Source organism: Pseudomonas sp. AS2.8, from assembly GCF_014190935.1.
GTDB lineage: Bacteria > Pseudomonadota > Gammaproteobacteria > Pseudomonadales > Pseudomonadaceae > Chryseomonas.
This window is the reverse complement of the sequence record NZ_JACHVV010000001.1, coordinates 903,787-926,444: the sequence shown is the minus strand read 5'-3', so window position 1 is coordinate 926,444 and position 22,658 is coordinate 903,787. Positions and strand designations below refer to the sequence as shown.

Genomic DNA, 22,658 nt, shown 5'->3' with positions numbered 1-22,658 from the left:
GGCGGTGGTTGCTGCAGGCGCCGACCTCTTGGCCAAGGTCCGCCATTCCACCTGATTGCCCTCGACGGGCTGGGCCAGTATAAATTGGCATGAGCGCAACCCATATCGGCGAATCGGCAAAGGAAGAATGCACGGATGCAATATCAGATAGGCCATGCCGATCTCAAGCTGATCCTTGCCCTGGTGCGTGGCCGAACCCTCGCCCGCGCCGCCGAGCAGCTGCAGGTGGACGTCTCCACGGTCTTTCGCGCCATCCGCAAGCTCGAAGCCAATCTGCAGGTCGCGCTGTTCGACAAGACCCGCCGCGGCTACACCCCGACCCAGAGCGCCAAGGCCCTCGCCGAACAGGCGGAGCGTGCCGAACAGGCGCTGGACGCGGCGCGCATCGCCCTCACCCAGGGCGAAAACGTCATCAGCGGCACGGTCCGCCTGACCTGCACCGATGCCGTGCTGCGCAGCCTGCTGCTGCCGGGCCTGGCCGACCTCATGCCGCGCTATCCCGCGGTCGCCCTGGAAGTCGCCACCTCCAACACCTTCGCCAGCCTGAGTCGGCGGGATGCGGACATCGCCCTGCGCCTGTCCAATGCCCCGCCCGAACACCTGATCGGCCGCCGGCTCGGCCGCAGTTCCTACTTCGTCTGCGGTCACGAGCGCTATCGCGCCGGTTACGGCCAGTTGGCCACCGAGCTGCCCTGGATCGCCCCGGACGATTCCCTGGCCGATCACGTCTCGGTCACCTGGCTGCGCCAGGCCTATCCCAGCCTCACCCCGCGCTATCGCTGCAGCAGCATGTCCTCGGTCGGCAGCCTGGTCGGCGCCGGCCTCGGCGTGGCTGCCCTCCCCGACTTCATGATCAGCAGCCTTGACGGCGTCGAACGTCTGGGTCCGGCGCTGCCCGGTTGCGACACCGATATCTGGCTGCTGACCCGCCCGGACAATCTGTCGCTGCGCTCGGTACAGATCCTCTTCGATGAGCTGGCGAATCTGTTGAAAGCCCGGATAGCGGATGTGTGTCAGGCCTGAAACGAAGCGCTCGTTCGTCGGCTTTGATGGCAACTTACCGGTAACTTTCCCAGTACCGGGTGCCACCCGAACGCTCTTTGAACAGAAGTTTTAACGAAATTTTCACGCATTCTTGACGAGCTTTTTGAAGTTGAGGTAATCAACGCGACCTGGCGCTTTCAAATGCTCTGCGGACCCGCGGAGTCAAGCATGAAAAGCGTTGTTTCCAGGTAAGCCGTCGGCGACGAATTGCCTTAAAAAACAAGGCGGTTAGGCGATATCGAGAGTCATGGTGGTCAACTTCCACGGAGACAACGATGAGCAGCCGCTTCGCCATACCCGATAACCCCGACCGCGATTGTCTGTTGAACATTCACCGGCTTCTCACCTTGAGAATCGATCAACTGCGCAATGTCGATATGGGCAGCTCGCAACTGCAGGAGATTCTTTTCCAGTTCGAAGCCTTGACGGCAGAAACCATCCAACTGGTCGAGGAAGTAGCCGTACGACTGGCGACCGATGCGCATTAGCTGACCGCTGCCGCGGTATCGCCGGGCAAGGAGCTGCGCGGCGCACTCACCCTAGCCGGAGAGACACCCGGGCAGGGCTGGGACGAGTGCCGACCCGCCGCTTCCGGCCAAGCCGCTCGCCGCCCGCTCGCGACCATTCTGGACAGATTGAACGCCAGGCATGGGCCACGGCCTTCAACGCCTTCGCCCGACACCGAGGCGCGGCGGTGCGGGAGGCGAGCGTCGCCGCTGTGCCGTGTGCTGGAAAGACTGGAAGCCAACGCCGAATCGAGCGTGGGCGGTGATCGGCAGGCAGAGAGGCGCCGAGTCCCCGTCGAAATCAACACCAAGCATCCAAGGCAAGACCGATGAACAACGCCAATCCCGCAACCCTGCCCACGCAATTTCTGATGCAGCGCCTGACTCGTGAACTGGACGGCTGGACCGTGCTGGTGAGCCCGACCTGCCCCGACGGTTCGATCTTCGCGCGCCTGTATTCGCGCTCCGACAGCCGCGCCGTGGCGATCCCCTTCGACGCGCAGGCGATCAACAACGACAGCTATATCCGCGAACGGCTGGCGCTGGTGCGCTCGACCCGCGCGGACTAGCCGCGCCGCGCCACCTTAGCGAAGGACGCAGGCGCCGGTGCTGCCCCGCACCACCAGCTCGAAGGGCAGCACCACCTCCCGGGTCGTCGGCGCCGCGCCGTTGAGGATCTCCAGCAACAGGGCGACCGCGCGCTGGCCGAAGGCTTCCGCGGGTTGGGCGATGGTGGTCAGCGGTGGATCGCTGTAGGCGGCGAAGGCGATGTCGTCGAAGCCTGCCAGGGACAGGTCCTCGGGCACCCGCAGCCCGGCGCCGCGGAGGGTCTGGAGGGCACCGATGGCCATCTCGTCGCTGCAGCAGAATAGCGCCGTCGGCCGCTCCGGCAGCCTCAGCAGCGCCCGGGCCGCGGCGGCGCCGGCGGCCAGGGTGAAATCGCCCGGGTGCAGCAGATCCGGGTCCAGCGGGATGCCGGCCTGGGTGAGCGCCGCCTGGTAACCGGCCAGCCGCTCCAGGGTCAGCGGACTGTCTTCCGGGCCCTTGATCAGGGCGATGCGCCTGTGGCCGAGCGCCAGCAGGTGTTCGGTCAGGCAGCGGGCGGCGGCGCGATTGTCCAGCCGCACCTTGGGCCAGGGGTGCTCGGCGAGCACCTCGCAGGCATTCACCACCGGCGGCGCGTCGGCGTCACCGGCGAAGGGATCGAAGGCGCGCAGCTGGATCACGCCATCCGCCTGCCGCGCATAGACCAGTTCGGCGTACTCGCGCTCGCGCGCCTCGTCGCCCGCGGTATCGCACAGCAGCACCCGATACCCCGCCGCCTGGGCCGCCTGCTGGATCCCGGCGATGACGCGGGCGAAGAAGCTGTTGGCGATCAGCGGCACCAGCACCACCAGGTTGCCGCTGCGTCGCGAACGAAACTGCACCGCCATCCCGTTGGGCCGGTAGTTGGCCGCGGTCACGGCGGCCTGTACCCGTTCGCGGGTCGCCGGCGCCACCACCTCGGGATTCTTCAGGGTGCGCGACACGGTCGCGACCGATACCCCGGCCAGTTCGGCGACCCTGCGGATGTTGGACATGCGGCCTCGGTGAGCGTGGGACAGGCTGTCACTGTGCGCAAAGCCCTGCGTGCGGGCAAGCCGTACGTCCGCCGGACGCTTGACTAAAGAGCGCCACGAGCTCCAAATACCCGCGGATGTAACCGGTTACACTCAACACAACAATAACCGAGGGTATGAGGATGCAGGCTGAAACCGGCGGCAAGGTCCGTTACGGCATGATCGGTGGCGGCCAGGGCGCCTTCATCGGCGCGGCCCACCGGCGCGCAGCGGCCCTGGATGGCGCGCTCGAACTGGTCTGCGGCGCCTTCAGCCGCGATCCCGCCAACAACGGCGCGACCGGACGGGAGCTGGGTCTGGCGCCCGAGCGGGTCCATGCCTCCTTGGAGAGCCTGCTGGCCGACGAAGCCCGGCTACCTCCCGAGCAGCGGGTCGAGTTGCTGGTGATCGTCACGCCCAACGACCTCCATGTGCCCATCGCCCAGGCGGCCCTGACTAGCGGCTTCCACGTCTTTTCGGAAAAACCTGCCGGCATCTCCCTGGCCCAGGTGCAGCGCCTGGCGGAAACGCTGGCCGCCCTGCCCCAGCCCCTGCGCTATGCCCTGGCCCACACCTACCTCGGCTATCCCCTGGTGTGGGAGGCCCGCGAGCGGGTCGCCCGGGGTGAGCTGGGGGCACTGCGCAAGATCCATGTGGAATACCCCCAGGGCTGGCTCGCCCAGGACCTGGCCGCCACTGGCAACCGGCAGGCGGTCTGGCGCGACGATCCGGCCCTCTCCGGCCCGGGCGGTTGCCTGGGCGACATCGGTACCCATGCCTTCAGCCTGGCCGAATTCATCGGCGGCCAGCCCATCACCCGCCTCAGCGCCCACCTGCGCAGCCACCTGCCTGGTCGGCGGCTGGACGACGATGTCATGGTGCTGTTCGAGACCGCCGCGGGCGCCAGCGGCAGCCTGCTCGCCAGCCAGGTCTGCAGCGGCGAGGAAAATGGCCTGCGCATCCGCCTCTACGGTGAGCGCGCCAGTCTGGAATGGCAGCAGCAGGCACCCAACAGCCTGCTGCAGCGCAGCCTCGACCAACCGCCGCAGGATCTGCGCGCCGGTCTCGGCCTGCCCTGGCTGAGTGCCGGCACCCAGCGGCGCCTGCGCCTGCCCGCCGGGCACCCGGAGGGCTATCTCGAAGCCCTGGCCAATCTCTATCGCGAGCTGGCCGCGGCCATTCGCGATCCCGCCGATCCCGCGCCGGGCCTGCCCGGCATCCATACGGGCTGGCGCGGCCTGGCCTTTATCGAAACCGCCCTGGCCAGCCATCGGCGCCAGGGCGCCTGGACCCCCTTACCGACCCTAGGAGCCTGAACATGGCCGCCAACGCTCGTCCCGGCCTCAAGGGCCCGGCGATCTTTCTCGCCCAGTTCCTCGACGACAAGCCGCCCTTCGACACCCTGCCCAACCTGGCGCGCTGGGCGGCGGACCTCGGCTACCGCGGCATCCAGCTGCCGACGCTGGGCCCCCAGTGCCCGAATCTGGAACGCGCCGCCGCCAGCCAGGACTACTGCGACGAACTGCTCGGGCAGTGCGCCGAAGCCGGCGTGGCCATTAGCGAACTCTCCACCCACCTGCAGGGGCAGCTGGTGGCCGTGCATCCGGCCTTCAGCGAGGCCTTCGACGGCTTCGCCCCGCCGGCGCTGCGCGGGCGTCCGGAGGAGCGCCAGGCCTGGGCGGTCAAGCAGCTCAAGCTGGCCGCCAAGGCCAGTCGCCGCCTCGGTCTCAAGGCGGTGGCGAGCTTTTCCGGCGCCCTGCTCTGGCCCTACGTCTATCCCTGGCCGCAGCGACCGGCCGGCCTGGTGGACGAGGGCTTCGCCGAACTGGCCCGGCGCTGGCGTCCCATCCTCGACGTCTATGGCGAAGAGGGCATCGACCTCTGCTTCGAATTGCATCCGGGCGAGGACCTGCACGACGGCGCCACCTTCGAGCGCTTCCTGGCGGCGGTGGACGACCATCCCCGCGCGCGCATCCTCTACGACCCCAGCCATTTCGTCCTGCAGCAGCTGGATTACCTGGGCTTCATCGACCGCTATCACGCGCGCATCGGCATGTTCCACGTCAAGGACGCGGAATTTCGTCCCGATGCCCGCAGCGGCGTCTATGGCGGCTACCAGGACTGGGCAGAGCGGCCGGGGCGCTTCCGCTCCCTGGGCGATGGCCAGGTCGATTTCGGCGCCATCTTCAGCAAGCTCACCCAGTACGGCTTCGACGGCTGGGCGGTGCTGGAATGGGAATGCTGCCTCAAGGACGCGGCCCAGGGCGCAGCCGAAGGGGCGCCCTTCATCCAGCGCCACCTGATCCAGCCGGCCACCCGCGCCTTCGACGACTTCGCCGGCAGCGACGCCGACCCGGCGCGCAATCGGCGGATGCTCGGCCTGGAGTAAGGACCCCGCTCGTTTTTTCGTCACATAACCCACAACAAGGAATCGACGATGAACGCACTCTCGCTACGCCTGAGCACCCTGATGTTCCTGCAGTTCTTTATCTGGGGCAGCTGGTTCGTCACCCTGGCGACCTTTCTCGGCAACACCCTGGGCGCCAATGGCGGCCAGATCGGCCAGGCCTTCGCCACCCAGTCCTGGGGCGCGATCCTGGCGCCCTTCGTGATCGGCCTGATCGCCGATCGCTACTTCAATGCCGAGCGCATCCTCGGCCTGCTGCACCTGGCCGGCGCGGTGCTGCTCTACCAGCTCTATGCGGCGGCCGACTTCACCACCTTCTATCCGCTGGTGCTGGCCTACATGCTCTGCTACATGCCGACCCTGGCGCTGGCCAATTCCGTGGCCTTCCGCCACCTGCCCGATCCGGCCCGGCAATTCGCCAGGATCCGTGTCTGGGGCACCCTGGGCTGGATCGCCGCCGGCCTTGCCATCAGCTTCGTCTTCGCCTGGGACAGCCGCAGCGGCATCGCCGCCGGCGCCCTGCGCAACACCTTCCTGCTCGGCGCCGCGGCCTCCCTCATCCTCGGTCTCTACAGCTTCAGCCTGCCGCGCACCGCGCCGCTGCCGGCCACCCGCGGCGGCCTGGGCGCGATGCTCGGCCTGGACGCCCTGCGCCTGCTCAAGGACCGCAGCTTCGCGGTGTTCTTTGCCGCCTCGGTGCTGATCTGCATTCCGCTGGCCTTCTACTACCAGAACGCCAACCTCTTTCTCGCCGAACTGGGGGTGGCCAATCCCACCGGCATGATGACCCTCGGCCAGGTGTCGGAGGTCGGCTTCATGCTGCTTCTGCCGCTGTTCATCCGCCGCTTCGGCCTCAAGCGCACCCTGCTGGTGGGGATGCTGGCCTGGGCGGTGCGCTATGGCTGCTTGGCCCTCGGCGCCCAGGGTGACGCCCTCGCCTACCTGCTGCTGGGCATCGCCCTGCATGGCGTCTGCTATGACTTCTTCTTCGTTTCCGGGCAGATCTATACCGACGCCAAGGCCGGCGAGGCAAACAAGAGCGCGGCCCAGGGCCTGATCACCCTGGCCACCTATGGCGTGGGCATGCTGATCGGCTTCCGGGTCGCCGGGATGGTCTCGGACCACTATGCCACCGCCGCCGGCCATGACTGGCAAGGCATCTGGCTGTTCCCGGCGGTGTTCTCCCTGGGCGTGCTGCTGGCCTTTCTGGTCACCTTCCGCGACGCCCGCCCGGCACGCGCCGCGGCGGCTGCGCCCGTGCGCTAGGACACCGCTGCGGATCCCGGATCGCGGGTGAAGTAGCGGCGCGCCTGGTGCAGAAAGAGCGGCAAGGCGGGATTGCTGTTGTCTTCCCGCCAGGCCATCCAGACCTCCGCGTGGAGTTCGGCGTCCGCCAGCGGACGGAAGCAGACCTGGTCGACGTGCAGATGCGCCGCCGACGCCGGCAGCAGGGCGACCCCGACCCCGGCGCGGACCAGGCCGAGGATGGAATGGGTCTGGCCCAGGTGCTGAACGAAGCGCGGGCGGACGCCGGTACTGGCGAAGAGGCCGGCGATGCTGTCGTAAAAATAGCGACCTTCGCCGGGCGCATACATGACGAAGGGCTGGTGTTCCAGGGCCCGCACCGACACCGCCCGCTGTTCCGCCAGCGGATGGCCAGGGGGCAAGGCGAGCAGCAGCGGCTCCCGCCAGACCCGCTCCCCCAGCAGGGGCCCGCGCGGCGCCAGCTGCCGCAGGAAACCCACGTCGATCATCTGCGCGGCCAGCGTCTCGGTCTGGTCGGTGGTGACCTGTTCCTGCAGCACGAGATCCACTTCCGGCAGGGCGCCCTGGAGGTGCCGCACGAGTTCGGGGATCAGGCGATAACCCGCGACGGCGGTGAAGCCCAGACTGAGCCGACCGCTGCTGCCCCGCGCCAGGCTGCGGGCGGTCTCTCCCGCCCGCTCGGCGAACAGCAGGACGTGCCGGGCGTCGCGCAGGAAGCCGACGCCTGCCGCCGTAAGGCGTACCTGACGGTTGGAGCGTTCCAGCAACTGGACCCCGAGATCACGCTCCAGCAGCTGGATCTGTCGGCTCAGCGGCGGCTGGGTCATGAACAGCCGCCTGGCGGCACGGCCGAAGTGCAACTCCTCGGCCACGGCGACGAAGCAGCGCAACTGATGTAATTCCACGATTCAATCCGCGCATCAATCCATCCAGCATCTATGTTAGACGTATATCGATGCGGTTCCTATGCTCGGCGGCAACATCCAGCAAAGGACCAGGCCCCGCCATGACTGCATTGCTGCTTACCCAGGCCCTACCCGCCCCCATCGACGCCAGACTCCGGGCGATCTACGAGGTCCATCGGCTCGACCTCGCCGCGGATCACGAGGTGCTGCTGGACCAGGTCGGCCCTCGCATTCGCGGGGTCGTCACCGGCGGCGCCAAAGGCTGCGCCAGGACGCTGATGGATCGCCTGCCCAGGCTGGAGATCGTGGCCGTCGCCGGCGTGGGGACCGACGCCGTGGACCTGGGCGAAGCCGCGCGGCGGGGCATTCGGGTCACCACGACGCCCGGGGTCCTCACCGACGATGTCGCCGACATGGCGCTGGGTCTGCTGCTGATGACCCTGCGCGACCTCGGCCTGGGAGAACGGCTGGTCCGGGCCGGCCAGTGGGGCCAGACGGCACAGGCGCTGGCGCGCAAGGTGACGGGCATCCGCCTGGGCATCATCGGTCTGGGTCAGGTGGGACGGGCGATCGCCCGGCGCGCCGAGGCCTTCGACATGCGGATCGCCTATACCGATCCCAGGGCGCAGCCCCAGCTCGCCTATCGCCACGAGCCGGATCTGCTCGCCCTGGCGCGGGACAGCGATGCGCTGATCCTCGCCGCCTCGGCCGATCAGGGGCGGGTGCTGATTACCGCGGAGGTGCTGGAAGCGCTGGGACCCCAGGGCTATTTCATCAATGTCGCCCGCGGCAAGCTGGTGGATGAACCGGCGCTGGTACGGGCGCTGCAGGAGCGCCGCATCGCCGGCGCCGGCCTGGACGTCTTCGCCAACGAACCCCACGTCCCGCTGACCCTGCTCGCGCTCGACAACGTGGTGCTGCAACCCCATCGCGCCAGCGCGACCGAGCAGACCCGACTGGCCATGGGCGAGATCGTCCTGCGCCACCTCGCCGAGTGCTTTGCCACCGAAGCCGCCGTCGGCTAGCAGCCGCCTGTCGCCCTGCACAATAACAACATGGAGGCGCCCCAGACATGCACAGCAAGACCCTCTCCTCGCCGCTCGCCAAGACCGCACCCACCGCCACCACCGCCCTCGGCCGGCATCGCTACGCGGTGCTGGCGTTAATCTTCCTGGTCACCGTCATCAACTACGCCGACCGGGCGACCCTTTCCATCGCCGGTACCGGAGTAATCGCCGAACTGGGCATCGACCCCATGGCCCTGGGCCTGATCTTCTCGGCCTTCGCCTGGGCCTATGCCCTCGGCCAGATCCCCGGTGGCTGGTTGCTGGATCGCTTCGGCGCGCGGCGGGTCTATGGCTGCAGCCTGCTGCTGTGGTCGGTCTTCACCCTGCTCCAGGGCACGGTAGGTGGCCTGGGCTTCGCCGGCGCCTCGGCGGCGGTCGCGCTGTTCTGCCTGAGGTTCATGCTCGGCCTGGTGGAGTCGCCCGCCTTTCCAGCCAACAACCGCATCGTTTCCTGCTGGTTTCCCACCCGCGAGCGCGGCACGGCCTCAGCCCTGTTCAATTCGGCCCAATACATGGCGGTGGTGGTATTCACGCCGCTGATGGCCTGGCTGACCCACGCCCTCGGCTGGGAGCACGTCTTTCTCTGGATGGGCGTGCTGGGGCTGCTGCTGACCCTGCTGTGGTTCGCCTACTACCGTGAACCGCTGAGCGATCCTCGCCTGACCGCCGCGGAGCTCGCGACCATGCGCGACGGTGGCGCCCTGGTCGATCTGGAGCAGCAGCGCCTCACCCAACGGGAAAGACCCAAGGGACGGCAGATCATGCAGCTGTTCACCCAGCGGACGCTGTGGGGCATCTACCTGGGTCAGTACTGCATCACCGCCCTCACCTATTTCTTCATCACCTGGTTTCCCATCTATCTGATCAAGGGTCGAGGCATGACCATCATGGAGGCCGGCTGGGTCGCGGCGCTGCCGGCCATCTGCGGCTTCAGCGGCGGCGTGCTGGGCGGGATGCTGTCCGACTACCTGATACGCCGCGGCACCCACCCGTCGCTGGCCCGCAAGATTCCCTTCGTGACCGGCATGGCGCTGTCCACCACCCTGGTGCTGTGCAACTTCGCCGACGCCAATGCCACGGTCATCGCGCTGATGGCGCTGGCCTTCTTTGGCAAGGGCCTGGCTGCGGTGGGCTGGGCGGTGCTCTCCGACACGGCGCCAAAGCGCATGGTGGGTCTGAGCGGGGGCGTCTTCAACGGCCTGGGCAATCTGGCGGGTATCGTCACCCCGGTGGTGATCGGGCTGGTGCTCGCCCGCACCGGCTCCTTCGACCTGGCACTCTGGTTCGTCGCCGCCCATGGCGTGCTGGGAATCTTCGCCTACACCGTGCTGGCCCGGCGCTTCGAGCGTCTCGAACTCAAGCCCTGAGGCGGCACGCGGCGGACGCGGGCGTACCGCCGGCGCCTCCGACCGCGGCACACGCTCAAGAAGGCCACAGCCCTGCCTGTGGCCGTTTTCATTTTCGTGCCTCGCACACCAGGGCGCGGGCCTCGCCGCCGCTGCGAAAGCACCTGCCTGAGCTGGGAACGTCCACCGCTGGCCCCGCGAGCGGCGTGCGAACCCTCCCTCAATCTGGCAAGACCAATTTGAAAAAATCCAATTGGTCTTGCCAGATATCCAAACTGGGGTGTAGCTTTCCCTGCCATGGATCTCACATAGGGCACCGACCCTAGAACAACAACAAGAGAGAGCACCATGCTGGATACCCCATCGCCCCGCGGCGAAGGTGGCGGCCCCGTACCGGCCGCGCCCGCGCCCTGCCTGACGCTCGAAAACATCTCCAAGCGCTTTCCCGGCGTCGTGGCTCTCAACGACGTCAGCCTCAGTCTCTACCCGGGAGAAGTCCACGCCATCTGCGGCGAGAACGGCGCCGGCAAATCCACCCTGATGAAGATCGTCAGCGGCCAGCAGCCGCCGGACGAGGGGCGGATTCGCTACCTTGGCGAAGAGCGGCAGTTCAAGTCGGTGTCGGAAGCCGAGCATGTCGGCATCGCCATCATTCACCAGGAACTCAACCTGGTGCCCCATCTCACGGTGGCGGAAAACATCTTTTTAGCCCGCGAGCCGGTGCGCTTCGGCCTGATCGACAGGCGCAAGATGCAGGCGGACACCGAAGCCTGCCTGGCCCGCCTGGGCGTGGCCATCAGCCCCCGCGCGCCTGTCTCCAAGCTTTCGGTGGCCCAGCAGCAGATGGTGGAGATCGCCAAGGCGCTGTCGCTGGACGCCCGGGTGCTCATCCTCGACGAACCGACCTCCTCCCTGACCGAAAGCGAGACCCAGGCGCTGTTCAAGGTCATCCAGGACCTCAAGGCGCGCGGCGTCGGCATGCTCTACATCTCGCACCGGCTGGACGAGATGCGCCACATCGTCGACCGGGTGACCATCCTGCGTGACGGTCGATACGTCTCTACCCAGCGCTTTGCCGACACCAGTGTCGACGCCATCGTGGCGGGCATGGTCGGGCGCTCCCTCGACGAGAAATTCCCGCCGCGCACCGCCGTCCCCACCGGCGAGGTGCTGCTGCGGGCGCAGGGCCTGACCCGCAAGGGCGTCTTCCAGGACATCAGCTTCGAGCTACGCCGTGGCGAGATCCTCGGCTTCGCCGGCCTCATGGGCGCCGGGCGCACCGAGATCGCCCGGGCGATCTTTGGCGCCGACCGGCTGGATGCGGGCGAGGTGGAGATCAACGGCCGCGCGGTCAGCATCCGTAGTCCGCGCGACGGCATCGACCAGGGCATCGCCTACCTGTCCGAAGACCGCAAGAAGGACGGCCTGGCGGTCAAGATGACCCTGGCGCACAACCTGACCCTGGCCAATCTGGACGCCCTCTGCGGGCCGCTGGGCTTCATCCGCTTCGGCGAGGAGGCGCGGGTCGCCCAGGACTACGTGCGGCGGCTGGATATCCGCACGCCCTCGATCGACAAGGTCACCCGCTACCTCTCGGGCGGCAACCAGCAAAAGATCATCATCGGCAAATGGCTGTTCCGCGACGCCCGGATCATGTTCTTCGACGAGCCCACCCGGGGTATCGACGTCGGCGCCAAGTACGCCATCTACGAAATGATGGACCAGCTGGCGGCCCAGGGCATCGGCGTCGTCCTGATCAGCTCGGAGCTGCCGGAATTGCTCGGCATGAGTGATCGGATCCTGGTCTTTCACGAAGGTCGCCTGACCGGTGACGTCGAGACCCGCGCCACCTCCCAGGACCAGATCATGCACTACGCCTCCGGCTGCACGTCGCACTGACGGCAGCTCGCCCACGCGTGTCGAGCGAGACAGAGAAATGACCGAAAAACAAAAAGAATTTCTGCAGAAGTTTGGCGCCCTGGTCAGCCTGCTGGCGCTGATCGCGGTGTTTTCCTCCATGAGCAGCGCCTTCCTCACCATGGGCAACGGCATGAGCGTGGCCTTGCAGGTCACCTCCATCGCCTTTCTCGGTCTTGGCGCGACGGCGGTGATAATCACCGGCGGCATCGACCTCTCGGTGGGCTCGGTGCTGGCCCTGGCCGGCGTGGCCAACGCCATGGCGGTCAAGGCCGGCGCGTCCATCGAGGTGGGCATCCTGGTCGGCCTGATCGTCGGCGGGATCTGCGGCGCGATCAACGGGCTGTTCGTGACGCTGGTCAAGCTGCCGCCCTTCATCGCCACCCTGGGCATGATGCTGGTGGCCCGTGGCCTGGCGCTGCGACTGACCGATGCCCAGCCCATCTCCGGCCTGGGCGCCGCCTTTGGCGTACTCGGCAACGGCACCCTGGGGCGCATCGAGCGCATCGGCGACGATGGCTTTCCCAACGTGATCTTTCCGGGCATCCCCTATCCGGTGATCATCATGATCGTGCTGGCCATCGCCCTGTGGCTGGTGCTCAGCCGCACCCGCCTGGGGCGCCACATCTATGCCGTGGGCTCGAACGCCGAAGCGGCCCGCCTCTCCGGGGTCAAGGTGCGCGCGGTCACCCTCTTCACCTATGTGCTGTCCGGCGTGCTGGCCGGCATGACCGGCGCGGTGCTGATGTCGCGCCTGGTCACCGCCCAGCCGAACGAAGGGGTGATGTACGAACTGGACGCCATCGCCAGCGCGGTGATCGGCGGCACCTCCCTTTCCGGTGGCATCGGTAGCGTGTCGGGCACCCTGATCGGCGCCTTCACCATCGGCGTCTTGCGCAACGGCCTCAACATGCTCGGCGTCTCCAGCTTCACCCAGCAGATCATCATCGGCCTGGTGATCCTGCTGACCGTCTGTATCGACCAGCTCCGCAACCGCAAGAAGTGAACCCTCGATAACAACAACAAGGAACGACCGATGAAAAACTTCAAGAAAGTGGTCCTGGGTGTCGCCCTCTCCGCCGCGACTTCCCTGGCGCTGGCCGGTAACGGCGAGATCGCCGTCATCGTCAAGAGTGCCAACTCCAACTACTGGCAGAACGTGCAGAAGGGCGTGCAGGAAACGGCCAAGCAGCACACCAGCTACAAGGTCACCTTCCAGGGACCGGCGTCGGAGTCGGCGATCGCGGACGAGGTGAACATGGTGGTCAACGCGGTCAATCGTGGCGTCTCGGGCATCGTGCTGGCGCCGTCCGATCCGGATGCCCTGGTCCCGGCCATCAAGCAGGCATGGGAAGCCCATATCCCGGTGGTGCTAATCGACTCCTCGGTGGCGGAAAGCGGCGCGCCCTACTACCAGTCCTTTCTCTCCACCGACAACAACAAGGCCGGCGAGCTGTCCGCCCAGCGCATGATCGAGAAGGTCGGCAAGACCGGCAAGATCGCCATCATGTCCTATGTACCGGGCACCGGTTCGGAAGTGGGCCGGGTCGGCGGCTTCCGCAAGTACCTGGAGCAGCATTCGCAGCTGACCGTGGTGGGCCCCTTCTATTCCCAGTCGCAGATGGCCAACGCCCTCAACCAGACCACCGACGTCCTGGCCTCCAATCCCGACCTCAAGGGCATCTACGGCGCCAACGAGCCGACCGCGGTCGGCATGGCACGGGCCATCGCCCAGTCCGGCAAGGCCGGCAAGCTGCAGGCCATCGGCTTCGACGGCAACGAAGACCTGCAGAGCTTCGTCCGCGACGGCACCCTGGACGCCATCGTGGTGCAGAGTTCCTATCGCATGGGCCTGGAATCGGTCGCCACGGTGATCAAGGTCATCGAGAAGCAGAAGGTGCCCAAGTTCATCGACACCGGCGTCCTGCTCATCGACAAGGCCAACCTGGACAGCCCTGACGCACGCAACGTGCTCTATTGAGTGGAGGCCTGGCGATGAATCTCTCCGAACGGCGTCCCCTGGCGAAAGGCCCGCTGGCCCTGCCGGTGCTCGGGCTCGGTTGCTCCCAGTTGGGCGGACTGTACCGGGACATGCCGCTGCAGCAGGCCGTCGACACCCTGGCCGGCGCCTGGCAGCAGGGCATCCGCTATTTCGACACGGCGCCCTTCTATGGCTATGGCCGCTCGGAGCATCGCCTCGGCGCCTTTCTCGACGAACAGCCACGGGATGACTTCGTGCTCAGCAGCAAGGTGGGCCGGCTGCTCGCGCCCAACGGCAGCGAGCGTGCCAACGGCGACGGCTGGGCCCGGCCGCTGCCCTTCAAGCCGGTCTACGACTACCGCTACGACGCCATCCTGAGGTCCCACGAAGACAGCCTGCAGCGACTGGGGCTGGCGCGGATCGACATCCTCTATGTGCACGACATCGGCCGCCGCACCCACGGCGAGCGGCATGACCTCCACTGGCAGGCGCTGACCCGGGGCGGCGGTTTCCGCGCCCTGGAAGAGCTGCGCAGCAGTGGCCAGATCCAGGCCATCGGCCTCGGCGTCAACGAATGGGAGGTGGTGGTCGCCAGCCTCGACGAGTGCCCGCTGGACTGCACCCTGCTGGCCGGTCGCTACACCCTGCTGGAGCAGGAGAGCCTGAGACTCCTGCTCGATCGTTGCCAGGCCCAGGGCCACGCCATCGTCGCCGGCGGGGTCTTCAACTCCGGGATCCTCGCCGGTGGCCAGCACTTCGACTATGGCGCCGCGCCGCCGGCGGTGGTGGCCAAGGTGCGGGCCCTGCAGGCGGTCTGCCAGGAATTCGCGATCCCCCTGGCTGCTGCGGCCCTGCAATTTCCCCTGGCGCATCCGGCGGTCGCCTCGGCGGTCATCGGCGCGCGCAGCGCCGAGCAGGTCGCCAGCAACGTCGACTGGCTGCAGACGCCGATTCCGGTGGAGTTCTGGAACACCCTCAAGCAGCGCGGCCTGCTGGATGCCGATGCCCCCGTGGCGGGAGCCCCGGCATGAAGCCGCACCGCCCTTTCCACCCGCCTCCGTGGCGCCAGACGTTCGCTGCCAAGCCCAACGAGCGCCCCGCCCTGAATCCAACGTGCATCCCGATGCGATGCGGAGTCTTCCTATGCTGACCGTCATCTGTGAAAAACCCGGCCTGCTGGTCTCGCGCGATACGCCCAGGCCCTCGCGCGGTGAAGGCGAAACCCTGATCCGCATCCGCCGGGTCGGCGTCTGCGGTACCGACCTGCACATCTACGAAGGCAACCAGCCCTATCTGGAATATCCGCGAGTGATGGGCCACGAGATCTCCGGCGTTGTCGAGGAAACCGACGACAGCGGGCGCCTGCAGGCGGGAGACATCGTCTACGTGGTGCCCTACCTGTCCTGCGGCCAGTGCATCGCCTGTCGCCAGGGCAAGACCAACTGCTGCACCAGGATCGCGGTGCTGGGCGTGCATCGCGACGGCGCCCTGACCGAATACCTCAGCCTGCCCGACCGCTTCGTCTTCAAGGCCGAGGGCCTCACCCTCGACCAGGCGGCGATGGTGGAATTTCTCGCCATCGGTGCCCATGCCGTACGCCGCTCGGGCCTGGGCCAGGCACAGCGCGTGCTGGTGGTGGGCGCCGGGCCCATCGGTATGGCGGCGGCGATCTTCGCCAGTATCGCCGGGGCCCAGGTCACCGTCCTCGACACCCGCGCCGATCGCCTGGCGTTCTGTCGCCAGCACCTGCAGGTCGCCGCCACGGTCACCGTCGGTGACGGCGACAAGGACGAGCTGGCGCGGCTGACCGACGGCGACTTCTTCGACGTGGTGTTCGACGCTACCGGCAACGCCCGTGCCATCGAGCGGGGTTTCGAATTCGTCGCCCATGCCGGCAGCTATGTGCTGATCTCGGTGGTCAAGGACCACATCCGCTTCGCCGATCCCGAATTCCACAAGCGCGAGACCACGCTGCTGGGCAGTCGCAACGCCACCGCCGAGGACTTCCAGCACGTCGAGCGCTGCCTGCGCGAAGGCCTGATCCCGGACCAGGCGCTCAATACCCATCGCCTGCAACTGGCCGAGCTGCCCACCCGCTTCGCCGAGCTGCTGGACCCGGCCCGCGGCGTCGTCAAGGCCATCGTCGAAATCTGACGGGCCTGACCTGGCCGAGGAGCGAGACCATGACACGCTACTGCCTGTTGCTGGACCTGCGGGACGACCCCGAACTCATCGCCGAATACGAGCGCCAGCACGCGGCGGTCTGGCCCGAGGTCATCGCCCATCTGCGCGAAGCCGGCGTCGCCAACATGACCATCTGGCGCCTCGGCTGCCGCCTGACCATGCTGCTCGAAGCGGGGCCGGACTTCTCCTTCGCCCGCATGCAGGAACTGGAACAGCGCAATCCGAAGGTCCAGGAATGGGAAACCCTGATGGCGCGCTATCAGCTGTCTTCGCCGGAGGCGGGATCGGAGAAGTGGCAACTGGCGAGCCCGCTGTTCGAGCTGGCCGCCCTGCCCTAGGTCGCTGGCGCCGATCCGGGCAGCTCATGAGATACTGAAGCCCTTGAAGATGCAGGTTTCATCGATGACGCTGCCCACCGCCACCACCGAAAGAAAGCTCTACCAGAAGATCGCGGATCGTCTGCGCCAACATATCCGCGAAGGCGCCATCGAAGCCGGCACCCGCCTGCCGCCGGAGCGCGACCTGGCGCAATTGCTGGGCGTCTCCCGGCCGTCGCTGCGCGAGGCCCTGATCGCCCTGGAAATCGAAGGCAGCATCGAGGTCCGCCAGGGCTCCGGCATCTATGTGAACGCGGCCCTGCTGAACAATGGCGCCCGGACCTCCACCCTTGGCGAGAGTCCTTCGGAGTTGATGCACGCCCGGGCCATGATCGAGGGCGCGACCATCGTGCTGGCCTGTTCCCTGGGCGGCAAGGCCGACTACCGCTACCTGGCGAAGTGCATCCAGAACATGCGCGCCAAGATCGCCCAGGGGCTGTCGCCCATGGAGGACGATCGCAAGTTCCACTGCCGCCTGGCCCGGATGAGCGGCAACTCCACGCTGGTGCGCATCATCACCTCACTGTTCGACGAGCGCCACAGCCCCCTCTCCACCCACGTCGCCGAGCAGACCGAAAGCCAGAAGACCTGGGGCGTCGCCGTGGCCGAACACCAGGCCATCCTCCGCGCCCTGGAAGCCCGCGACCTCATCGGCGCCCAGACCGCCATGCGCCACCACCTGCTCTGCTCGGAAGCGCGCTGGCTCGAGGGGTTCGCGTCGAGCGAGGAGTGAGGGGAGGCAGAACGGCCGAGACGTCCGCTGCTGCAACTGGCACACCCCTAGAGCGCTTCGTATCATGGCCTTGCCGAGTGCCCGGAAAGAGCCCACGCCCGGTAGCGCCCTTGCCGCTGGACTGCAGCCTCCACTCGCAGATCAGAGCCGCTCGATACATCTTCTACTGCCCATCCTGCACGCCCGCCCCCGGCTGGCCGCCCGGATCACCCTGGCCTGCCGCGCCTTCAATCCCTCGCCCGCCTTGCAGAATTTCATCGCCCTGGCCCGGCAACTGGCGGGCAGACCACAGCGGCGCGCGGGGCTGAACTCCAGGCATCAGTCCACGGCCACGACCGCCTAGGCCTGCCCAGCCGCTACCTTTCCTTACCCGCCCAAACCATCAGCGGCCTGACCAGGCGTCGCCGAGGCCCGTTGCCGCCCGCGCGCCGCCCAGGCAAATGGCCCTGCTCGCGTCGATTCTCAGCTCCTCCAGTTGCCTGTCGCCGCCCCGTTGGCGCCAACAATCGCAACTTGACAGTCCCTCGATAAAAGATAAAGGTAAATCTCCTTTAAATAACTTTTATCGAATGGAGATAACAATGAGCGACATCCTGATCGATATCCAAGGCGCGGTTGCGGTCATCACGCTCAACCGCCCCGCCAAACTCAACGCCTGGACCACCCCCATGCGTAACGAGATCATCGACGCGCTCGAACGCTTCGAGGCGGACGACGCCATCCGGGCCATCATCATGACGGGTGCCGGTGACCGGGCCTTCTCCGCTGGCCAGGACCTCTCCGAAGCGCACGACTTCGACGGCGAGCGCGCCGTCGCCTGGGTGGGTGAATGGCAGCGCTACTACGCCGCCCTGCGTGGCCTGTCCAAGCCGCTGGTGATGGCCTTGAACGGCACTGCGGCGGGCTCTGCCTTTCAGGTGGCCCTGCTGGGTGACATCCGGATCGGTCATCCAGGCGTGCGCATGGGTCAACCCGAGATCAATGCCGGGATCGCCAGCACGACCGGCCCTTGGATCATGAACAGCATGCTTGGCATGTCCCGCACCATCGAACTGACCCTGACCGGCCGTCTGATGGAAGCCGACGAATGCCACCGCATCGGCCTGATCCATCACCTCGTCCCGGCTGAGGAGGTGTTCGCCAAGGCCTTGGAAGTGGCCGAAGCCCTGGCGGCGAAACCGCCGGTGGCGATGCGCCTGGACAAGCAGCGTTTCCGGGAAATGACCGAAGCCGGCTTCCAGGACAGCATCGAGGCGGGCACCCGCATCCAGCGCGAGGCCTACGAATCCGGCGAACCCGCCCGGATGATGGAAGCCTTCTTCCAGCAACGCGCCAAGTAAGAGCGCGGCCGCCCCTGACCGGGAACGCCACCCCCCACGCCTCGCCCACGAGGCCTTCCGCTATCTCTGCCGACGACAGGGGTTCACCGCTGCCGGGCGTTTACGGCACGGCACGACCTGCAAACGAGCTTTCGTTGCCAAGGAGTCAGTCCAGATGAGTCAATTCCAGAATCCAGGTCGCCGACAGGTGCTCAAGGCCGGCGCCCTCCTGGCCGCCGCGGCAGGCCTGCCGCGCATCGTTTTCGCTCAGGATCAGCGCCTCGTGGTCTCGGACCCTGGCGGTCCCTATACCGAGGCTTATCGCCGGGCCTTCTACACGCCCTTCGAGCAGGCGACCGGTATCAAGGTCATCAGCGTGGCCCGCGAATCCCAGCCGGTCGCCCAGTTCTCGGCCATGGTGCAGACCCGCAACTACGTCTGGGACGTCACCACCCTGACGATTTCGGCAGACATTCCCTTTCTCGAGGAAAAGGGCTTCCTGGAACCCATCGGGCTCAAGGCGGAGGACTATCCCGATCTCCTCCCCGAGGCGGTCACCCCCAACTGGCTGGGTGTGGACGTCTATTCCACCGTCCTCGCCTACCGCACCGACACCTTCGCACCCGGCAAGGGCCCCCAGTCCTGGCGCGATTTCTGGGATGTCGAGAAGTTTCCCGGTCGCCGCTGCCTGAGACGCAACCCGCTGGATACCCTCGAACAGGCACTCATGGCCGACGGGGTCGCCATCGACGACCTCTATCCGCTGGACGTGGACCGTGCGTTCAAGAGCCTCGATCGCATCAAGCGCCACGTCGACATCTGGTGGACCTCCGGTGCCCAGGCCATGCAGGCCATCCAGAGTGGCGAGGTCGACATGATCTCCACCTGGAATGGTCGCGCCCAGGCGGCCATCGACAATGGCGCCCCGGTCGAGATCGCCTGGAACCAGGGCCTCTACTCTATCGAAGGCTGGGCGATTCCCAAGGGCACGCCGCGCGCGGACCTCGCCAAGCAATTCGTCCGCTTCTGCGCAGATGCGCAGCGCCAGGCCGAACTGACCAAGACCCTGGCCTACGGTCCCACCAACCGCAAGGCCTTCGACAGCATCCCCGCCGAGCGCGCGCGCCTGCTGCCCACCGAGCCGGGCAACCTGCAGCACATGCGGCTGCCCAGTCCGCAGTGGTGGGCGCAAAACCGCGCCGCGGTGACCGAGCGCTTCAACGCCTGGATTCTGTCCTGAGGGGAGCTGGAGATGGCCATGAAATTAGCAACCGTCGGCCTCGGCAAAACCTATGGGGACGCCGTTGCGCTGCAGCCCACCGACCTGACCGTGCAGGACGGCGAATTCCTCACCCTGCTCGGCCCTTCCGGCTCGGGCAAGACCACGCTCCTGCAGATGATCTCGGGGCTGGTCCAGCCCTCGATGGGTACCTTGCTCATCGATGGCAAGGACGCCACCCGCACGCCGCCAGGCGAGCGGGGGATCGGCCTGGTGTTCCAGAGCTATGCGCTGTTCCCGCACCTGAGCGTGTGGGACAACGTCGCCTACGGGTTGCGCATGCGCAAGCGGAGCAAGGTCGATACCGCGAAGGCGGTCGACGACGCCCTGGACATGGTGCGGATGCGGGACTTCGCGCGTCGTTACCCACAGGAACTCTCCGGCGGCCAGCAGCAACGCATTGCCCTGGCGCGCTGCTTCGTCTACCGCCCCTCGGTGATCCTGCTGGACGAACCCCTGGGCGCACTGGACAAGAATCTGCGCGAGCACATGCAGCTGGAGATCCGCCATCTGCATCGCGAGCTGGGTGCCACCTTCATCTATGTCACCCATGACCAGGAAGAGGCCCTCACGCTGTCCGATCGCATCTGCCTGATGAATCAGGCCCGCATCGAACAGCTGGGAACACCCGAGGACCTCTACGACAGACCGGTCAGCCGCTTTGCCGCAGGCTTCATCGGCCACTCCAATCTGCTGGAGGGCCGCTTCGTCGGCGAACGCAGGCTGCAGGTCGAAAACGCCACCCTGGACCTCGACGCCCATCAGGGATACGAGGGCAGTGAAGGCCTGCTCCTGGTCCGCCCGGAAGCCGCGCGGCTGACGGCGCCAGGGGATGGACTGCTGCAGGGTCTGGTGGACGAGTGCGTCTTCCTGGGCAGCGATCTGCGCGCCCAGGTCAGATTGCCCTCGGGCAAGGCGTTCAACGTCAGGTGCCCGCGGCAACTCACCGTCAGACCGGGTGATGCGGTGGGCATCACCTGGGACGCGCGCCAGGCCGCGCTGCTGCCGGCGGAGATCCGCCCATGAGCCTGCGTCGAGGTCTGCTACCCGCACTGCCAGCCCTGCTGTTTCTGGGCGCCTTCTTTCTGCTCCCGGTCGCCGAGATGCTGGTGGGCAGCGTTCAGGGCAACGCCGGCGAACTGACCCTGGCCAATTTCGAACGGATCGCCTCGACGCCCATCTATGCCCGAGTGCTCTGGATCACCTTCTGGATTTCCGCCCTGACGGCGGTGCTCGCGGTCCTGCTCGCCTACCCCATCGCCTACCTGCTGTGTCGCCTGTCGCCTCATGGGCGGGAACGTTGGCTGCTGTGGATCATGCTGCCGTTCTGGACCAGCTATCTGGTGAAGACCTACGCCTGGATGCTGCTGCTCAGTCGCAAGGGTTTGCTGACGACGATTGCCGCCAAGGTCGTCGACGATCCATCGGGACTGGTGCCGGCGCTGTCCGGCACCCTGATCGGCATGGTCCACGCCATGCTGCCGCTCGCGGTGATCACCCTGCTGCCGATCATGAGAACCATCGACAAGCGCCTGATGCCCGCCGCGGAGACCCTGGGCGCCAGCAGGACGATGAGTTTCTTCAGTGTCTTCCTGCCCCTGTCCGGGCCCGGCGTCGCCGCGGCGAGCCTGCTGGTCTTCATCACCAGTCTCGGCTTCTTCATCGTGCCGGCCCTGCTCGGTTCGCCCCGCGAAATGATGGTGGCGCAGCTGGTCATCTCTTCCGTACTCGACCTCTTCGACCTGCATTTCGCCGGCGCCCTGTCGGTCGTGCTGCTGGCCTGCTCGCTGCTGGTGTTCTGGCTGTTCGATCGCGTGGCCGGCCTGTCTTCACTCAGCGGCGAGGCGCCGAAGAATCGCCGCGCCGGGGTGTCCCAACGCCTGCTGATCGGCCTCGGCCATGCCCTGTCGGGATTGATGCCGCGGCGGTACGGCCAGGGAGACAGCCTCATCCTTACCGGCTACAGCGTGCTGCTGGTCGCCCTGCTGATCCTGCCCGTCCTGGTGGTGATTCCCCTGGCCTTCACCAGCGCACCCTATATCGCCTTTCCACCCAAGTTGTTCAGCCTGAAATGGTTCGCCGAGTTCTTCTTCTCGCCGGTCTGGCAGGCGGCGCTCTGGCGCTCGCTGAGCGTCGGGGTGCTCACGGCGCTGCTCGCGGTGGTCCTCGGCTTCGGTGCGACGCTGGCCCTGACCCGATTGCCTTCACGCTGGAACAAGCTGCTGTTCGCGCTGTTCATCTCGCCGCTGATCGTACCGCGCATCGTGATCGCCCTCGGCCTGCTCTATCTGTTTTCGCGCATCGGCCTGGCCGGCCGCGACCTGGGTCTGGTCATAGGCCATACCGTGCTGGCCCTGCCCTATGTGGTGGTCACCCTCGGTGCCGCCTTCAAGCAGTACGACTGGCGGCTGGACGATGCCGCACGGATTCTGGGCGCATCCCCGCTGACGCGCCTGCGGACAGTCACCCTACCGCTGATGTCGAGTAGCCTGGTATCCGCCTTCCTGCTGGCCTTCATCACCTCCTTCGATGACCTGACCATCGCCATCTTCGTCAGCGGCGGCATCAACACGACCCTGCCCAAGCAGATGTGGGACAGCATCCAGCTGGCGCTCTCTCCTACCCTGGCGGCGGTCTCGACCACGCTGGTCGCCTTCATCGTCGTCTTCGCGCTCCTCGCCCGTTGGGTGTCGTCGCGCGCTACCGCCAAACTCCAAGGACGCTGATCC

At 66.9% G+C, this 22,658-nt stretch carries 21 protein-coding genes; 19 read left to right on the top strand and 2 right to left on the bottom strand.

Annotated features, from left to right (window positions below; all coding sequences use genetic code 11):
- Positions 1-135: 135 nt before the first annotated feature.
- The 3 genes from FHR73_RS04205 to FHR73_RS04195 all read left to right on the top strand — a co-directional run bounded on the left by FHR73_RS04205 (position 136) and on the right by FHR73_RS04195 (position 2,119).
- Complete coding sequence (locus tag FHR73_RS04205) at positions 136-1,023, top strand: LysR family transcriptional regulator (protein WP_183629707.1); 888 nt, start codon at positions 136-138, stop codon at positions 1,021-1,023.
- Positions 1,024-1,319: 296 nt separating this feature from the next.
- Entirely contained in the window at positions 1,320-1,532 is a 213-nt protein-coding gene (locus FHR73_RS04200; RefSeq protein WP_150338812.1) for a hypothetical protein, read from the top strand.
- A gap of 347 nt (positions 1,533-1,879) precedes the next feature.
- Positions 1,880-2,119 carry a hypothetical protein gene (locus tag FHR73_RS04195; protein ID WP_183629706.1) on the top strand — a complete coding sequence of 80 codons (240 nt, stop codon included), beginning with the start codon at positions 1,880-1,882 and terminating at the stop codon, positions 2,117-2,119.
- A 15-nt stretch (positions 2,120-2,134) separates the two neighbouring features.
- Here FHR73_RS04195 and FHR73_RS04190 read toward each other — a convergent pair whose 3' ends face one another.
- Positions 2,135-3,130, bottom strand: a complete 996-nt coding sequence (locus FHR73_RS04190) for a LacI family DNA-binding transcriptional regulator (RefSeq protein ID WP_183629705.1) — start codon at positions 3,128-3,130, stop codon at positions 2,135-2,137.
- A 161-nt stretch (positions 3,131-3,291) separates the two neighbouring features.
- Between FHR73_RS04190 and FHR73_RS04185 the strand changes: the two genes are divergently transcribed.
- From FHR73_RS04185 to FHR73_RS04175, 3 genes are read left to right on the top strand one after another with little or no spacing between them, the layout of a single operon-like run.
- Positions 3,292-4,464 carry a Gfo/Idh/MocA family protein gene (locus tag FHR73_RS04185; RefSeq protein ID WP_183629704.1) on the top strand — a complete coding sequence of 391 codons (1,173 nt, stop codon included), beginning with the start codon at positions 3,292-3,294 and terminating at the stop codon, positions 4,462-4,464.
- Between the two features lie 2 nt (positions 4,465-4,466).
- Entirely contained in the window at positions 4,467-5,537 is a 1,071-nt protein-coding gene (locus FHR73_RS04180; RefSeq protein WP_183629703.1) for a sugar phosphate isomerase/epimerase, read from the top strand.
- 48 nt (positions 5,538-5,585) lie between these two features.
- Positions 5,586-6,821, top strand: a complete 1,236-nt coding sequence (locus FHR73_RS04175; protein WP_183629702.1) for a nucleoside permease — start codon at positions 5,586-5,588, stop codon at positions 6,819-6,821.
- Here the strand turns inward: FHR73_RS04175 and FHR73_RS04170 are convergent.
- Positions 6,818-7,726 carry a LysR family transcriptional regulator gene (locus FHR73_RS04170; RefSeq protein WP_311628934.1) on the bottom strand — a complete coding sequence of 303 codons (909 nt, stop codon included), beginning with the start codon at positions 7,724-7,726 and terminating at the stop codon, positions 6,818-6,820. The two genes, FHR73_RS04175 and FHR73_RS04170, sit on opposite strands and share 4 nt — an antisense overlap.
- Positions 7,727-7,827: 101 nt before the next feature.
- On the opposite strand from FHR73_RS04170, the gene FHR73_RS04165 reads away from it, so the two are divergent.
- The 13 genes from FHR73_RS04165 (at position 7,828) to FHR73_RS04105 (ending at position 22,655) form a co-directional block, all read left to right on the top strand.
- Entirely contained in the window at positions 7,828-8,751 is a 924-nt protein-coding gene (locus tag FHR73_RS04165) for a 2-hydroxyacid dehydrogenase (RefSeq protein WP_183629701.1), read from the top strand.
- Between the two features lie 47 nt (positions 8,752-8,798).
- The gene (locus tag FHR73_RS04160; RefSeq protein ID WP_183629700.1) at positions 8,799-10,160 is read left to right on the top strand and encodes an MFS transporter; all 1,362 of its coding nucleotides are present in this window, start codon (positions 8,799-8,801) and stop codon (positions 10,158-10,160) included.
- 327 nt (positions 10,161-10,487) lie between these two features.
- Positions 10,488-12,038: a sugar ABC transporter ATP-binding protein gene (locus FHR73_RS04155; protein ID WP_183629699.1), complete on the top strand. Its 1,551-nt coding sequence runs from the start codon at positions 10,488-10,490 to the stop codon at positions 12,036-12,038.
- A 37-nt stretch (positions 12,039-12,075) separates the two neighbouring features.
- A complete protein-coding gene (locus FHR73_RS04150) occupies positions 12,076-13,062 on the top strand; it encodes an ABC transporter permease (protein WP_183629698.1) in 987 nt (328 codons plus the stop codon).
- A 30-nt stretch (positions 13,063-13,092) separates the two neighbouring features.
- Positions 13,093-14,037: an ABC transporter substrate-binding protein gene (locus tag FHR73_RS04145; RefSeq protein ID WP_183629697.1), complete on the top strand. Its 945-nt coding sequence runs from the start codon at positions 13,093-13,095 to the stop codon at positions 14,035-14,037.
- A 14-nt stretch (positions 14,038-14,051) separates the two neighbouring features.
- The gene (locus FHR73_RS04140; protein ID WP_183629696.1) at positions 14,052-15,068 is read left to right on the top strand and encodes an aldo/keto reductase; all 1,017 of its coding nucleotides are present in this window, start codon (positions 14,052-14,054) and stop codon (positions 15,066-15,068) included.
- A 112-nt stretch (positions 15,069-15,180) separates the two neighbouring features.
- Positions 15,181-16,191, top strand: coding sequence for a zinc-binding alcohol dehydrogenase family protein (locus FHR73_RS04135; RefSeq protein ID WP_183629695.1), 1,011 nt, complete (start codon positions 15,181-15,183; stop codon positions 16,189-16,191).
- Between the two features lie 29 nt (positions 16,192-16,220).
- A complete protein-coding gene (locus FHR73_RS04130) occupies positions 16,221-16,559 on the top strand; it encodes an L-rhamnose mutarotase (RefSeq protein ID WP_058790495.1) in 339 nt (112 codons plus the stop codon).
- A gap of 64 nt (positions 16,560-16,623) precedes the next feature.
- Positions 16,624-17,331 carry a FadR/GntR family transcriptional regulator gene (locus FHR73_RS04125; protein ID WP_183629694.1) on the top strand — a complete coding sequence of 236 codons (708 nt, stop codon included), beginning with the start codon at positions 16,624-16,626 and terminating at the stop codon, positions 17,329-17,331.
- A gap of 581 nt (positions 17,332-17,912) precedes the next feature.
- The gene (locus tag FHR73_RS04120) at positions 17,913-18,671 is read left to right on the top strand and encodes an enoyl-CoA hydratase/isomerase family protein (protein ID WP_183629693.1); all 759 of its coding nucleotides are present in this window, start codon (positions 17,913-17,915) and stop codon (positions 18,669-18,671) included.
- Positions 18,672-18,825: 154 nt separating this feature from the next.
- Positions 18,826-19,890: an ABC transporter substrate-binding protein gene (locus FHR73_RS04115; RefSeq protein WP_183629692.1), complete on the top strand. Its 1,065-nt coding sequence runs from the start codon at positions 18,826-18,828 to the stop codon at positions 19,888-19,890.
- Between the two features lie 18 nt (positions 19,891-19,908).
- Positions 19,909-20,955, top strand: a complete 1,047-nt coding sequence (locus FHR73_RS04110) for an ABC transporter ATP-binding protein (protein WP_221191404.1) — start codon at positions 19,909-19,911, stop codon at positions 20,953-20,955.
- Positions 20,952-22,655 (top strand): ABC transporter permease subunit, encoded by a 1,704-nt coding sequence (locus FHR73_RS04105; RefSeq protein WP_183629690.1) that lies wholly within the window; start codon positions 20,952-20,954, stop codon positions 22,653-22,655. The genes FHR73_RS04110 and FHR73_RS04105 overlap by 4 nt, the downstream gene beginning before the upstream one ends.
- Positions 22,656-22,658: the final 3 nt, after the last annotated feature.